The organism is Pseudomonas sp. M47T1, from assembly GCF_000263855.1.
Taxonomy (GTDB): Bacteria; Pseudomonadota; Gammaproteobacteria; order Pseudomonadales; family Pseudomonadaceae; genus Aquipseudomonas.
Genome location: NZ_AJWX01000005.1, coordinates 41,479 through 53,835 on the forward strand (window position 1 = coordinate 41,479; position 12,357 = coordinate 53,835).

A 12,357-nucleotide genomic window follows, 5' to 3' on the forward strand; every position below is an offset into this window, starting at 1 on the left:
ATGATGTGCAGCGTACGCAGGGGCCAGCGCAGCCTGACGTCGAATGGCCACCCCCAGCCGCTACAGGATAGGGTGCAATGGCTGGCAATCGTCATACGACGTCTGATAACCTCGGGAGCACAATAACAAGGAGTCACCCCATGCCCTCGCCGTTCCCACGCCTGGCCCGCCGGGCCATCCCTCTCCTGTTCGCCACTCTGTCCTGTCAGGTAACCATGGCCTCTACCTTCGTCTACGTCTCCAACGCCGCCGATGGCACCGTGTCCACCTACCAGTTGGACGCCGCCAACGGGGCGCTCACTCCGGGCGCCGTGGCCAAGGCGGGGCCGAACGTGATGCCCCTGGCCGTCAGCCCTGACCGCAGCCGCCTGTACGCGGCGGTACGCTCGCAACCCTACCGCGTGCAGACCTTCAGCATCGCCCCCGGTGACGGTCACCTGACCCAGGTCAGCGAAAGCCCGGCCGCCGACAGCTACGCCTATATTTCCCTGGACCAGACCGGCCACTACCTGTTTGGCGTGTCCTACGACAACGACATCATGACCGTGACCCAGGTCGACAAGGACAAGGTCGCCGACGCGCCCCTGCACACCTTCAAGACCGCGCAGAATGCCCACTCTGTGCGCATCGACAAAGACAACCGGACCTTGCTGGTGGCCAACCTGGGCGGTGAGCGCGTGCTGCAATATCACTTCGATGCGCGCAACGGCGCCGTCACGCCATACACCCCGGGCCATCTGGCTGCGCCCCCAGGCCTGGGCCCGCGCCACATGGCCTTCGCCCCGGATAACCGCTTCGTGTACGTACTGGATGAGTTGCACGACAAGGTCATCAGCTACGCCCTGGACGCCAAGAGCGGCCAACTGAGCCAGGTGGCCGTGGCCAGCAGCCTGCCGGCCGACTATGGCCTGAAGCCCGGCGCCCCGCGCGGCCCGTCGCGGGTCAGCACCCCGGCCATGCAGCCCCATGCCGACAACAGCCAGGACATCTGGGCCGCCGACATTCACGTGACCCCGGACGGCAACTACCTGTACACCAGCGAGCGCACCAGCAGCGTGCTGTCGGCGTTCAAGGTGGACAAGGCCCACGGCACCCTGAGCCTGGTGGGTACCTTCGCCACCGAGAAACAGCCGCGCGGTTTTGCCATCAGCGCCGACAGCCGCCATTTGGTGTGTACTGGCGAGAAGTCCACGCAACTGTCGGTGTTCAACATCGACCCGGCCACCGGCGGCCTCAGCCTCAATGGCCGTTACCCCACCGGCAACGGCGCCAACTGGGTGGAAATCGTCACGCTGTAGGTCTTACAGGCCCAGGTCGCTCAGGCCTGGGTGATCATCGGGGCGCCGCCCCTGGGGCCAGTGAAACGCGCGCTCACTGGCCTGGATGGGCAGGTCGTTGATGCAGGCGAATCGCTTGGCCATCAGGCCGTTCTCGTCGAACTCCCAGTTTTCGTTGCCGTAGGAACGAAACCAGTTCCCGGAGTCGTCATGCCACTCGTAGGCATAACGCACGGCGATGCGGTTGTCGGTGAACGCCCACAATTCCTTGATCAGCCGGTATTGCAGCTCCTTGTTCCATTTGCGGGCCAGGAAGGCCTCGGCTTGCTCGCGGCTGTGGACGAACTCGGCACGGTTGCGCCATTGAGTGTCCACTGTGTAGGCCAGGCTGACCTTGTGCGGGTCGCGGCTGTTCCAGCCGTCTTCGGCCAGGCGCACCTTGAGTGCAGCGGTTTCGCGGGTGAACGGTGGCAGCGGCGGGCGTGGGGCATCGACGGGCATAGCAGGTACCTCGCAGAGGGAATCAGCCCCCAAAGCCTATCATCGAAACCGCGGCCGCCCCTGCGCCCGATGAATATTTCCAAACACGCGGTCAATAGCGAAAAATATTCTAGAGCTAAGCGATAAGAGCACAGATAAATCAATAATTTTGCCCGTTCCTGCGCGTAAGCTTTCTCCATCACTGACCCGCAGGAAGAAAGGGAACCCACCCATGTCCAACGCCCCGCTGTATTTCGATTACGCCGCCACCACCCCCGTCGACGACCGCGTGATCGCGGCTATGGTCGAGTGCCTGGGCCAGGCCGGCAATTTCGGCAACCCGGCGTCCAGCTCCCATGCCTACGGTCAGCGTGCACGGCAATCGGTGGAACTGGCCCGCCGCCAGGTGGGTGAGCTGATCGGCGCCCACGCCGACACCCTGGTGTGGACCTCCGGCGCCACCGAGTCCAACAACCTGGCACTCAAGGGCATCGCCGCCTCGGCCAGCGCCGAGCGCCGGCACATCATCACCAGTGTGCTCGAACACAAGGCCATCCTGGACACCGTCAACGAGCTGGAGCAACAAGGCTTCCGCATCACCCGTCTGCAACCCGACCACCTGGGCCTGATCCAGCCCCAGGCCGTGCGCGCGGCATTGTGCAGCGACACCCTGTTGGTATCGCTGATGCTGGTGAACAACGAACTGGGCACCCTGACCGACGTGGCCACCATCGGCCAGGTTGTGCGCGACCACGGCGCCCTGATGCACGTGGACGCCGCCCAGGGTACCGGCAAGGTGAACATCGACCTGAACCACTGGCCCGTGGACCTGCTGTCTATTTCGGCGCACAAGAGCTACGGCCCCAAGGGCATCGGCGCCCTGTACGTGGGTGAACGCGCGCGCCCTGCGCTGCGCGCCCAGATCCACGGCGGCGGCCACGAACAGGGCCTGCGCTCGGGTACCCTGGCGACCCACCAGATCGTTGGCATGGGCGCGGCCTACGCCTTGGCCAGCGCACATCTGGAGCAGGAAACGCAGAGCATTGGCGCGCTGTCGGCACGACTGCGCGACGGCCTGCTGCAACTGAGCGGCGTACGTTTGAATGGTTGTGCGCAGCAACGCATTCCCCACACCTTGAACGTGTGCATCGACGTGCCTGGCTTCAACAGCGCGACGCTGGCCAATGAGCTGGCCCTGTCGTCTACCTCGGCCTGCAATTCGGCCAGTGCCGGACCGTCCCACGTACTCGTGGCGCTGGGCTTGAGCGCCGAACAGGCCCAGCGCAGCGTGCGCCTGAGCCTGGGCCGCTACACCACCCAGGCTGACGTGGATCGCGCCATCGACGTAATCGGCCAGGCCCTCAGCGCCCCGCCGGCGCTGTGGTAGACCCTGGCCTGGCGCTCAGGAACAGTAGGACGCGCGCTGATCCTCGATCAGCGTCAACGCCGCGGCCCAGGCCATGTCGATGATCTGCTCCACGCCGTCGCTTTCAAACTGCTTGGCCGTGTGCTCACACACATCGGCCGACGGGTAGACCAGCTTGCTGCCGCCCGCCAACGCCTGGATCTGCGCCTGGCACGCACGCTCCAGGAAATGGATTTCGTGAAAAGCCTCGGCCACGCTGCCGCCCCCGGCCAACAACCCATGGTTGCGCAGGATCATGGCCCGGTGCGGCCCCAGGTCGGCGATCAGCCGCTCGCGCTCGTCCAGCGACAACGCAATGCCTTCATAGGTGTGGTACGCCAGCTTGCCGTAGAACTTCAGCGCATGCTGGCTGATGGGCAGCAGCCCCTGCTCCTGCGCCGACACCGCGATACCGGCCGCTGTGTGGGTATGGATGACGCAGGTCAGGTCCGGGCGCGCCATGTGGATGGCCGAGTGGATGACAAAGCCTGCTGCATTCACCGGCACCTGGGCACAGGCCGGGTCCACTGCCTTGCCATGCTGGTCGATCAGCACCAGGTCGCTGGCGCGCATGCGATCGAACAGCACACCATAACGGTTGATCAGAAAGTGATGCTCGGGCCCCGGCACGCGCAGAGTCAGATGCGTGTCGATCAGGTCGGTCATGCGAAAGTGGGCAATCATGCGGTACAGCGCGGCGAGTTCACAGCGGGCCTGCCATTCGGTCTCGCTAAAGGTTGCGGGCTTGCTCATGGGTGTTCCTCCTGGGCTGGATCGCCTGCGCTCTGACGGCGCATGGCAGCTCAGATACTACCTTCTATCAGTGCTGGTGCCACAACCATTGATGGGGTTGCTGCAACGGCATAAAAGCAGCCGGCCTGCAGCAGCAACTGTGTTTGTGGGAGCCGCCGAAGGCTGCGTCTTGCAATGCCCATGACCAGGCCAACGCCAGGGATAACCCTTTAAAAGCGCACCGTTCTATGCCCCAGTCCCAGGCCCAGGCGTTGGGCCAGGCGCATGGCCTTCATTCACAGGGCGTCAGGACCAGGCTTTGACCACCAGGCGAGTCGCCTCGGCAATTACCTCGCTACGGGGCTGGGCGTTGCGGGCCGTTGCTCGGGTGTACACCGCCAGCACCCAGGGCGCGCGCGCTGCAGGCCAGATCACCGCCACGTCATTGGCCACGCCGTAATCGCCGGAGCCGGTCTTGTCGCCCACCGCCCAGCCACTGGGCACGCCGGCGCGAATGCGCGCCTCGCCCGTGGTGTTGCCCCGCAGCCATTGTTGCAGCTGCGCTCGTGACGGTGCCGCCAGCCCGTCGCCCAACGCCAAATGCTGCAGGCTGCTGGCCATGGCGCGCGGCGTGGTGGTGTCGCGCACGTCACCGGGCAAGGCACTGTTCAGCGCGGTTTCATAACGGTCCAGGCGAAACGCCGGGTCGTTCAGGCTGCGCGCAAAGGCCGTCAGCACCGCCGTGCCCCCCACCACACCCAGCAGCAGGTTTGCCGCCGTGTTGTCGCTGTACTGCAACCCGGCGGCACACAGTTGGGCCACGGTCATGCCGGTGGCCACGTGCCGTTCGGTGACCGGCGAATAACTCACCAGCTGCCCCTGGCGGTAGGCAATACGCTGCTGCAACAGGCCGGGCTGTTGTTCATTGCGGTGCAGGATGGCCCCCGCCAGCATCACCTTGAATGTGCTGCAAAAGGCAAAGCGCTCCTCTTCGCGGTAGCCCAGCGTGGCGCCGGTAGCGGTGTCCAGTGCCCAGACCCCGAGCCGCCCCCCCAGGTTGCTTTCCAGCGCCTGGAAGCCGGGTCGGGGCCCTTCGCCCAAGCCGGCAGCGCCAGCGCCAAGGAGCCCAGGCCTGCGCCCTGCAACAGGCGGCGACGGGTAAGCGTGCAGTTCATGGTGAAACCCTTGCCAGTCAAGTGGGTGCGCAAGGATAACCCGGTTCAGAAGCACACTGACTGGGAACTGGTTTTATTCATACAAAATTTTTCCAACTACCACAGTTTTCTCACACTTACATAAACAGTTCCTTAACAACACTCGGAAATTCCGACTCGACTTTTTATCGTATTCCGATTTTTTTACATCTTTTTCATCGCCTTCCAACGGCGCTGCTTTTAACGTTCCCTCACGATCTGCGCTGTGCAAGTTGCCACAGCTTTACCGTAACTTGCTGAATAAAAATTTAACTTTCCTTTCGACTCAGGAGCACCACCATGGGCCATACCCTCAGCGAGCAGGTTTCCACGGCAGCGGGTTCACGCCGCCGCCCTGCCTGGGTACGCAACGCGCTGGGTGCCGCCGCCGTGGTAGGCATAGCAGGCGCACTGGCGGGCGCTTTCAGCCTGTGGCCACGCTCACCGGTCGACCTGGGCAGCGGCAACAACGCCACCAGCGCAGGCCTCTACAGCCATTGGCAAGCCGGCGACCTGATTGTGCTGGTGCGGCATGCCGAGCGCTGCGACCGCTCCAAAAACCCCTGCCTGGGCCCGGCCGACGGCATTACCCGGCTGGGCAGCGAAACCGCCACCACCGTGGGCCAGGCCCTGAAAACACTTGGCATGGGCCACGCCGACGTGCTGACGAGCCCCGTTACCCGCACCGTGCAGACCGCCCAGTTCATGGTGGATCGCAGCGTGCCGGCGCCGCAGTGGCTGGCCGAATGTGATGACTTGCTGCTGGAAGACGCCATGGCGCACAAGCTCCCTCAGCGCAACCTGGTGGCGGTGACCCACAGCGGTTGCATCGCCCACGTGGAAAAGCAGTTGGGCTACGCCCACGCGGCGCCGGCGGAATACAGCAGTGCGCTGTTCCTGACCTTGGACGACCACGGCAAGGCGCACATTATCGGCCTGTTGAATGTCGACGGCTGGGGCCATGCATTGAAACAACTTCCAAGCATCGCCAATCAGAATAAATTGTAATGTGAGATTTCATGATGACTTTCAAGAAGCTGCTTACTCTATAGTTGCGCGCCTTAATAAAACAGTAACAAGGGCGCGTACTTTCAACGCGCCCTGACACTTCCCTGGATCGTTGACGATGGATATTTCAATACACCGCGTGCCGGCCGAGCGCTCGCGGGTCGCCACTGCGCGCCATGCGCTTTTATTATTGCTGGCAGCCTTCATGCTTGCGTATGTGTTGCCGCTGCCGTTCCATGGCCTGTGGATTCCCGATGAAACACGCTATGCCCAGATCAGCCAGGAAATGCTGCTGAGTGGCCACTGGGCCTCGCCGCACTTCATGGGGCTGCGCTATTTCGAGAAGCCCGCCGGTGGTTACTGGCTGATAGCCCTGGGCCAGGCGGTGTTCGGCCAGAACCTGTTCGGCGTGCGCATTGCCTCGGCGCTGGGCCTGGGCCTGAGCACGCTGCTGGCCTACCTGATTGCCGCGCGCTTGTGGCAGTCGCCCGCCAAGAGCCTGGCCTGCGCCCTGGTGTACATGAGCTTCGGGCTGATCGCCGGCCAGGCCGGCTACGCCAACCTCGACCCACTGTTCACTCTGTGGGTGAACCTGAGCCTGGTGGCCCTGTGGTACGCCCAGGACAGCCGCACCCGCCGTGGCCGCCTGTGGTCGTGGGCACTGGTGGGCGCGGCCTGCGCCATGGGCATGATGACCAAGGGTTTCCTGGCTCTGCTGTTGCCGGTGCTGATCGCGGTGCCGTACATGATCTGGCAGCGTCGCCTGGGCGAGCTGGTCAGTCATGGCCTGATTGCCGTGGCCGTGGCCACCCTCCTGACCCTGCCCTGGGCGCTGATAATCCACCAGCAGGAAGCCGATTTCTGGCGCTTCTTCTTCTGGCATGAGCATGTGCGCCGCTTCGCCGGTGACGACGCCCAGCATGCCCGCCCCATCTGGTTCTACCTGCCCATGCTGGTCGTCAGTAGCCTGCCGTGGGCGCTGCTGATGCCCAAGGCCTTCGCCCAAGGCTGGCAGCAGCGGCGCGTACCCGCCATTGTCTTCCTGCTGCTGTGGTTCACCCTGCCCCTGGTGTTCTTCAGCCTCAGCCGCGGCAAGCTGCCCACCTACATCATGCCGTGCCTGCTGCCCCTGGCCCTGTTGATCGGCCATGCGCTGGTGGACCGTGTGCAACAGGGCGCAGGCGCCTGGCTGCGGGCCAACGCCGTGTTCAACCTGGTGCTGGGCAGCACCGCGCTGCTGGCCCTGGTGGGCCTGCAAGTGATGCGCCCGCTGTACATCGACGAACCGGTGCACCTGGTGTTGATCAGCGTGGCACTGGTCGCCTTCGTGGCGGCCAACGCCTTGGCCGTGGCCCGTCCGCTGCGCCACCACCTGGCACCGGCACTCGCCATGCTGACCTTGGTGGCCGTCCTGCCGGCGGCAGTACCCAATAGCATCACCGACAGCGAAACCCCAGACACCTTCGTCGCCCAGCACCTGGACGCCCTGCGCCAGGCCGACACGCTGGTCAGCAATGAACTGGGCGCCGCCTCGGGCATGGCCTGGCACCTGGGGCGGCCCCATGTGGTGCTTTACAACGTCATCGGCGAAGCCCAGTACGGGCTCGACTATCCCGACGCCCAAGGACGCGCCGTGGACATGGACGGTATCAACCCCTGGCTGGCCCGTGCGCGCGAGCACGGGTCGGTGGCGATGTTGCTGCGCGTGCGCTCGGACACCGAAAAGCGCGAGCTGGCGATTCTGCCTGCGGACGCCACCCGTTATCAGCGAGGCGAAATGACCTTGCTGTTCTTCCCACAGAAAAGCGCGTCGCCCTGACCCCGGGCGCACACGTGCAAGGGGTTGTTTGCAATGACCCGACACTCAGCACCGCAGCGCCGAAAACGCCCCTGGCGCCGCCCCGGCACCTGGCTCTTGATGGCCATGCTGGCCTGCGCCGCCTGTGCACTGGGCGGCGCAGGCTGGGTGTTTTACTACCCCATGACACCCTACACAGCGGTCGCCGGCCTGGACCCCACGCACCTGTCGGTGATTGCCCTGGGTGACCAGGGCAGCGGCAGCCTGCAACAATGGACCGTGGCCCACGCCATGGAAACCGTGGCCGAACGCGATGGTCGCCTGGACCTGGTGGCGCTGCTGGGCGACAACTTCTACGGCAAGGACCTGACTGGGGTGGACGACGTCAGCTGGCAAACCAAGTTCGAGAAGGTTTACCACGGGCCCTGGCTCAGCCATGTTCCATTCTACGTGGTGCTGGGCAATCACGACGATCCGTCGCAGAACGTGGAGCTGGAATACAGCCGCCGCCACGTGGGTTCCGGGCGCTGGCAGATGCCCGACCACAGCTATACCCGTGACTTTGGCCAGGTGGACGGCCGGCCGCTGTTACGCGTGGTATTTCTCGACAGCTCGGTGGACGCGGCCGACCTGGGCGATCAGGTGCAGGTGATGGAGCAGGCCTTCGAACAGCCAGGGCCGCAACCGATCTGGCGTATCGTCACGGCCCACCACCCGGTGCGCGAGGTGGCCGCGCACGACCAGGACTCCCAGCTCGCCGCCGCCCTGCTGCCCACCTTACTGCGCCAGCACGTGGACCTGTACCTGTCGGGGCACGTTCACAGCCATCAATTGCTGTTGCGCCCTGGCGAGCCGGCCTGGGTGATTTCCGGCGGCGGCGGGCAGACGCTCGACCCCTTGCTGCGCGTCAACGAACCTCACGCCTTCGCCGCGTCGCAGGCGGGTTTCGTCAAACTGGACCTGAGCGCCCGCCAGCTGGACCTGGTGTTCTACAACGACCGCGCCGACGCCACCGCCCGCTTCACCTGGCAGCGCGACTGCCCGTGGATGGCCAACGGCTGCTTGCAGCCCGTGGTGCCCGCACAGCAACTGGCTAGAAATACACCGTAGCCTTGACCGTATCGCTGTAGGTATCAGGCACCGGCACACCCTGTACTGGCACCTGACCGTACACGGTCAAGGTCTGGGCACTGCCGGTACCGGCGACGGTGTCAGTGCCCTGGTTGTTGCCCCGGTGGGTGCTCATGGCTCAATCCCGCATCAGCGTGTACGACACGGTGCTGGTGGTGATGCCCGTGGACGTCGCGGTGCCATTGGAATACGTGGCGGCCTGCCCTGGGAGTACCGTGGCGCTCAGTTGCCAAAGGCTGCGTCTTGCACCGCTGCTACAGAAGCCGTTGTAGCGACGGCAACGGCTCCCGCCCCTGGAACTGCCGCCCATGTAGCATCACCCCACCTGCTGGCGGCCCAGGCCCATGTTCAGCAATATTCGCCGGTAGGCGGTGGAGCTGCGGTCGGCCTGGAAATGGGCTTCGAGCAAAGGGTCCAACGGCAAGTCCTCGGGGCGCTGGGATTCGACGATGGCCTGGTCCTCGGCAAAGATCTGCGCGTTGAAGGTGTACACGTCCTCCACCGAACCGGTCTTGTCGAAGTTGCGCGTCAGCGGCACGAACAGGCGGGTCTTGCGCGCCGACATCGGGCAGGCCGCATTGAGGATGCACAGGCGACCGTCGTCCGGGAAGTGCACGGTCAGCACCGCGCTGAATGGCGGGTACACGTCGAACACCCGCAGCCAGCGAAATCCCTCGGGCTCCAGGTGCTGCAACGCCTTGGGGTAATTGCTGACGCCGCTCCAGTATTCGGTGCGCAGGCCATAGTCGGTCAGTTGCGTGTCGTAGGACGGCACCACCGGGTTGTCACGGTCGGCGAAGGCCTCGTGATGCACCCAGGCAAAATGCGCAACGTCGATAAAGCCTTCCAGTTGCCGACCGCTGGAACCGGCGATATCCACCCAGGGCGGCAAGATGGCCTGGTGGTCGGGGTCGTCCCAGGTAGGCAGTTGCGGCAAGTCCGGTTCCAGGCTGTGCAGGCTGGTCCACACCAGCCCGAAACGCTCCACGGCCGCAAAGGTCTTGAGGGTGAAGCGTGGGGAAATGCGCGTCAGGTCCGGCTGCGCGGGGATCTTGCTGCAACGCCCGTCCGCGCCATAATGCAGGCCATGGTAGGGGCAGACGATTTCGTCATGCTCCACCCAGCCCATGCTCAGCGGCACACCACGATGAGGGCAGATATCCCGGGCGATGGTGATACCCGCCGAGGTGCGAAACAGCACCAGCGGGACGTCCAGCAGCATGGCAGCCAGCGGCTTGTCGGTGAGGTCCTGAACCCTGGCCACCGGGTACCAGTGCTGGGCCAGCACCTGCCAGTCAGTGGCCTCGAAGGTGCAGTTGGACGGCGGGGACAACAATTCGCGGGTTTCAATCAAAGACATGGCAAAAACACCTTTGGCGGTTCATACAAAGGCTTTTGCAGGCTGTTGCACAGGCTTGGAGCATCGCTTCAAGCCATCGCTATATACTAGTGCATATAGCGTATTGAAACACCTGAAAAGCTGACTTATAAGTCAGTTATTGCAGGTTTCCTGCCAACTTCACTTGTGCCGGTACAAAGCGTCGCGCCGTTTCTCGAGGCTGGCCTGGCGCTTGGCGATATCGGCTGCAAGCTCTGTCAGCCGGCCTTCGCCGCAGGCAACGGCAGCGGCCTTGCTGGGGTACAGTTCGTCGACGTGGTAGTTGCGCCCCGACTCGGTACGGTCGTAGCCGCTGGCCGCGTAGCCGGGGCCGATGAGCTCAATTTCCAGGGGCTGGAAGCTGCGGGTCAGCAGCCACGCCGTGTAGGGATAGATTCTTTCGCGCATTGCAGCGTTCCAGGGGCCAATATGAACAGGTAGGATGCAGCGGCAAGCCGCTCGCTATATACCAAATGATATAGCGCTTGGCCTGCATACCGCAAATCCCCCTCGCCACCCGCAGGAGCCCGATGCCCGCATGATCACTCGCCCCCATAACCCTTCTGCCCTGACGTTGATGTTTTCCCTCAAGGGCTCGATCATCCCGGCCATTTGGCGCAAGGTGCTGTTCACGACGCTGATCAGCTCGGCCGTGGTGGCCATTCACGGCACCCTGTTTCATTTCAAAGTGGTGCTGACGTCCACGCCGTTCACCCTGTGGGGCCTGACCCTGGCGATTTTCCTGGGCTTTCGCAACACGGTGGCCTACCAGCGCTTCTGGGAAGCACGGACCTTGTGGGGGGAGTTGTTGATCGTCAGCCGCAACCTGACGCGCCAGACCTTGAGCCTGCTGCCCAGCCTTGCGCCCGCGCAGCATCAACAACTGGGCAACGGCCTGATTGCCTTCGCCTACGTGCTCAAGCATCACTTGCGCCACGAAGCCCTGGACGCGCAGACCCTGCAACACCTGGACGAACACGCCCGGCACACGGTGCTGGGCCATCAGAACCCGCCCAGCGCATTGCTGGGGCTGCTGGGCAAGCGTTACCAGGAAGCAGCGCGCCAGGCCGGCGCCGGCGAGCAAGTGCAGGTGAGCATTGACCAGCAGGTCACCCGCCTGTCCTATGTGCTGGGGGGTTGCGAGCGTATCAAGGGCACGCCCATCCCCTACCCCTACATTCTGTTGCTGCACCGCACCGTGCACATCTACTGCTTTTTGCTGCCGTTCTGCCTGATCGAAAGCATTGGCTGGTTCACGCCGGTGGCGGTGTGCATCCTGGCCTACACCTTTTTTGGCCTGGACGCCCTGGGCGACCAGATCGCCGATCCGTTCGACCTGCAACCCAACGACCTGCCCCTGAACGCCATGTGCCGCAACCTGGAGATTGCCGTGCAGGAGATGCTGGACGTGCCGGCACCCCTGCCCGAGGAGCCGGTGGATGGGGTATTGATGTAGTCAGTTTGCAACACCTAGGATGATGTGCGACGCCTTGATCACCGCCGTGGCCGTCACGCCCGGTGCCAGGCCCAGTTCCTGGACGGCCTCGCGGGTGACGATGGCGAACACCTCCGTACCGCCAGCCAGGCGCAGTACCACCTCGGCGTTCACCGCGCCGTCGCCCACGCGCACCACTTGGCCTTGCAGGCTGTTGCGCGCCGACAGGCGATAGCCACCGGCGTCAGTCATGAGCACTACCCAGGGTGCCTTGACCAAGGCCACCGCGTCCTTGCCCGCCACCAGCCCCAGGCTCTTGACGCTGGCCAGGGTCACCACCGCCACCAGCGACTCGCCACCCGCCAGGGTCAACGCCACTTCGGCATTCACCGCGCCTTCGTTGACCTGGCTGACGACGCCTTTGAATACATTGCGTGCGCTGACTTTCATGGAATGCTTCCCTGTGCTGGTGAGTGAGGGCGCCATCATCGGGACTGACGCTATGCACTTACAACCATAG

Annotated in this window: 14 protein-coding genes; 7 read left to right on the plus strand and 7 right to left on the minus strand. The window is 64.1% G+C overall.

What is annotated here, in order from left to right; genetic code table 11:
* The first annotated feature begins 140 nt into the window (after positions 1-140).
* Complete coding sequence (locus PMM47T1_RS07665) at positions 141-1,298, plus strand: lactonase family protein (protein ID WP_008367364.1); 1,158 nt, start codon at positions 141-143, stop codon at positions 1,296-1,298.
* 3 nt (positions 1,299-1,301) lie between these two features.
* Here the strand turns inward: PMM47T1_RS07665 and PMM47T1_RS07670 are convergent, their stop codons facing one another.
* Entirely contained in the window at positions 1,302-1,778 is a 477-nt protein-coding gene (locus PMM47T1_RS07670; RefSeq protein WP_008367366.1) for a nuclear transport factor 2 family protein, read from the minus strand.
* A 211-nt stretch (positions 1,779-1,989) separates the two neighbouring features.
* On the opposite strand from PMM47T1_RS07670, the gene PMM47T1_RS07675 reads away from it, so the two are divergent.
* Positions 1,990-3,144, plus strand: a complete 1,155-nt coding sequence (locus tag PMM47T1_RS07675) for a cysteine desulfurase family protein (protein ID WP_008367368.1) — start codon at positions 1,990-1,992, stop codon at positions 3,142-3,144.
* Positions 3,145-3,159: 15 nt separating this feature from the next.
* On the opposite strand, the gene PMM47T1_RS07680 is transcribed toward PMM47T1_RS07675, so the two are convergent.
* Both PMM47T1_RS07680 and bla read right to left on the minus strand, forming a co-directional pair.
* On the minus strand, positions 3,160-3,915 hold the full coding sequence (locus PMM47T1_RS07680) for a class II aldolase/adducin family protein (protein ID WP_008367371.1): 756 nt from the start codon (positions 3,913-3,915) through the stop codon (positions 3,160-3,162).
* Positions 3,916-4,200: 285 nt separating this feature from the next.
* Positions 4,201-5,064, minus strand: a complete 864-nt coding sequence (gene bla / locus PMM47T1_RS07685; protein WP_081492631.1) for a class A beta-lactamase — start codon at positions 5,062-5,064, stop codon at positions 4,201-4,203.
* 323 nt (positions 5,065-5,387) lie between these two features.
* Here bla and PMM47T1_RS07690 point away from each other — a divergent pair, with 323 nt between their 5' ends.
* The 3 genes from PMM47T1_RS07690 to PMM47T1_RS07700 all read left to right on the plus strand — a co-directional run bounded on the left by PMM47T1_RS07690 (position 5,388) and on the right by PMM47T1_RS07700 (position 9,003).
* Entirely contained in the window at positions 5,388-6,095 is a 708-nt protein-coding gene (locus tag PMM47T1_RS07690; protein WP_008367373.1) for a histidine phosphatase family protein, read from the plus strand.
* 118 nt (positions 6,096-6,213) lie between these two features.
* Complete coding sequence (arnT, locus tag PMM47T1_RS07695; protein WP_008367374.1) at positions 6,214-7,914, plus strand: lipid IV(A) 4-amino-4-deoxy-L-arabinosyltransferase; 1,701 nt, start codon at positions 6,214-6,216, stop codon at positions 7,912-7,914.
* Positions 7,915-7,947: 33 nt separating this feature from the next.
* Complete coding sequence (locus PMM47T1_RS07700; protein WP_008367375.1) at positions 7,948-9,003, plus strand: metallophosphoesterase; 1,056 nt, start codon at positions 7,948-7,950, stop codon at positions 9,001-9,003.
* On the opposite strand, the gene PMM47T1_RS30200 is transcribed toward PMM47T1_RS07700, so the two are convergent.
* On the minus strand, positions 8,987-9,139 hold the full coding sequence (locus PMM47T1_RS30200; RefSeq protein WP_008367376.1) for a spore coat protein U domain-containing protein: 153 nt from the start codon (positions 9,137-9,139) through the stop codon (positions 8,987-8,989). The genes PMM47T1_RS07700 and PMM47T1_RS30200 overlap by 17 nt on opposite strands.
* Between PMM47T1_RS30200 and PMM47T1_RS30205 the strand changes: the two genes are divergently transcribed.
* Positions 9,138-9,296, plus strand: a complete 159-nt coding sequence (locus tag PMM47T1_RS30205; protein WP_202947815.1) for a hypothetical protein — start codon at positions 9,138-9,140, stop codon at positions 9,294-9,296. The two genes, PMM47T1_RS30200 and PMM47T1_RS30205, sit on opposite strands and share 2 nt — an antisense overlap.
* Positions 9,297-9,340: 44 nt before the next feature.
* On the opposite strand, the gene PMM47T1_RS07710 is transcribed toward PMM47T1_RS30205, so the two are convergent.
* Together PMM47T1_RS07710 and PMM47T1_RS07715 are read right to left on the minus strand one after the other, a co-directional pair.
* Positions 9,341-10,384, minus strand: a complete 1,044-nt coding sequence (locus PMM47T1_RS07710) for an aromatic ring-hydroxylating oxygenase subunit alpha (RefSeq protein WP_008367377.1) — start codon at positions 10,382-10,384, stop codon at positions 9,341-9,343.
* A 159-nt stretch (positions 10,385-10,543) separates the two neighbouring features.
* Positions 10,544-10,810 carry a hypothetical protein gene (locus tag PMM47T1_RS07715; protein WP_008367378.1) on the minus strand — a complete coding sequence of 89 codons (267 nt, stop codon included), beginning with the start codon at positions 10,808-10,810 and terminating at the stop codon, positions 10,544-10,546.
* A gap of 130 nt (positions 10,811-10,940) precedes the next feature.
* Here PMM47T1_RS07715 and PMM47T1_RS07720 point away from each other — a divergent pair, with 130 nt between their 5' ends.
* Positions 10,941-11,858, plus strand: a complete 918-nt coding sequence (locus PMM47T1_RS07720) for a bestrophin family protein (protein ID WP_008367380.1) — start codon at positions 10,941-10,943, stop codon at positions 11,856-11,858.
* Here the strand turns inward: PMM47T1_RS07720 and PMM47T1_RS07725 are convergent, their stop codons facing one another.
* Positions 11,859-12,287: a TOBE domain-containing protein gene (locus PMM47T1_RS07725; RefSeq protein ID WP_008367382.1), complete on the minus strand. Its 429-nt coding sequence runs from the start codon at positions 12,285-12,287 to the stop codon at positions 11,859-11,861.
* Positions 12,288-12,357 lie beyond the last annotated feature (70 nt).

What these genes read in the sequence shown, in the direction of transcription:
- PMM47T1_RS07715 (WP_008367378.1), bottom strand. Translation starts at nt 10,810, where the DNA reads ATGCGCGAAAGAATCTATCCCTACACGGCGTGGCTGCTGACCCGCAGC.
- PMM47T1_RS07680 (WP_008367371.1), bottom strand. Translation starts at nt 3,915, where the DNA reads ATGAGCAAGCCCGCAACCTTTAGCGAGACCGAATGGCAGGCCCGCTGT.
- PMM47T1_RS30200 (WP_008367376.1), bottom strand. Translation starts at nt 9,139, where the DNA reads ATGAGCACCCACCGGGGCAACAACCAGGGCACTGACACCGTCGCCGGT.
- PMM47T1_RS07725 (WP_008367382.1), bottom strand. Translation starts at nt 12,287, where the DNA reads ATGAAAGTCAGCGCACGCAATGTATTCAAAGGCGTCGTCAGCCAGGTC.
- PMM47T1_RS07720 (WP_008367380.1), top strand. Translation starts at nt 10,941, where the DNA reads ATGATCACTCGCCCCCATAACCCTTCTGCCCTGACGTTGATGTTTTCC.
- PMM47T1_RS07700 (WP_008367375.1), top strand. Translation starts at nt 7,948, where the DNA reads ATGACCCGACACTCAGCACCGCAGCGCCGAAAACGCCCCTGGCGCCGC.
- PMM47T1_RS30205 (WP_202947815.1), top strand. Translation starts at nt 9,138, where the DNA reads ATGGCTCAATCCCGCATCAGCGTGTACGACACGGTGCTGGTGGTGATG.
- PMM47T1_RS07665 (WP_008367364.1), top strand. Translation starts at nt 141, where the DNA reads ATGCCCTCGCCGTTCCCACGCCTGGCCCGCCGGGCCATCCCTCTCCTG.
- PMM47T1_RS07690 (WP_008367373.1), top strand. Translation starts at nt 5,388, where the DNA reads ATGGGCCATACCCTCAGCGAGCAGGTTTCCACGGCAGCGGGTTCACGC.
- PMM47T1_RS07670 (WP_008367366.1), bottom strand. Translation starts at nt 1,778, where the DNA reads ATGCCCGTCGATGCCCCACGCCCGCCGCTGCCACCGTTCACCCGCGAA.
- PMM47T1_RS07710 (WP_008367377.1), bottom strand. Translation starts at nt 10,384, where the DNA reads ATGTCTTTGATTGAAACCCGCGAATTGTTGTCCCCGCCGTCCAACTGC.
- arnT (WP_008367374.1), top strand. Translation starts at nt 6,214, where the DNA reads ATGGATATTTCAATACACCGCGTGCCGGCCGAGCGCTCGCGGGTCGCC.
- PMM47T1_RS07675 (WP_008367368.1), top strand. Translation starts at nt 1,990, where the DNA reads ATGTCCAACGCCCCGCTGTATTTCGATTACGCCGCCACCACCCCCGTC.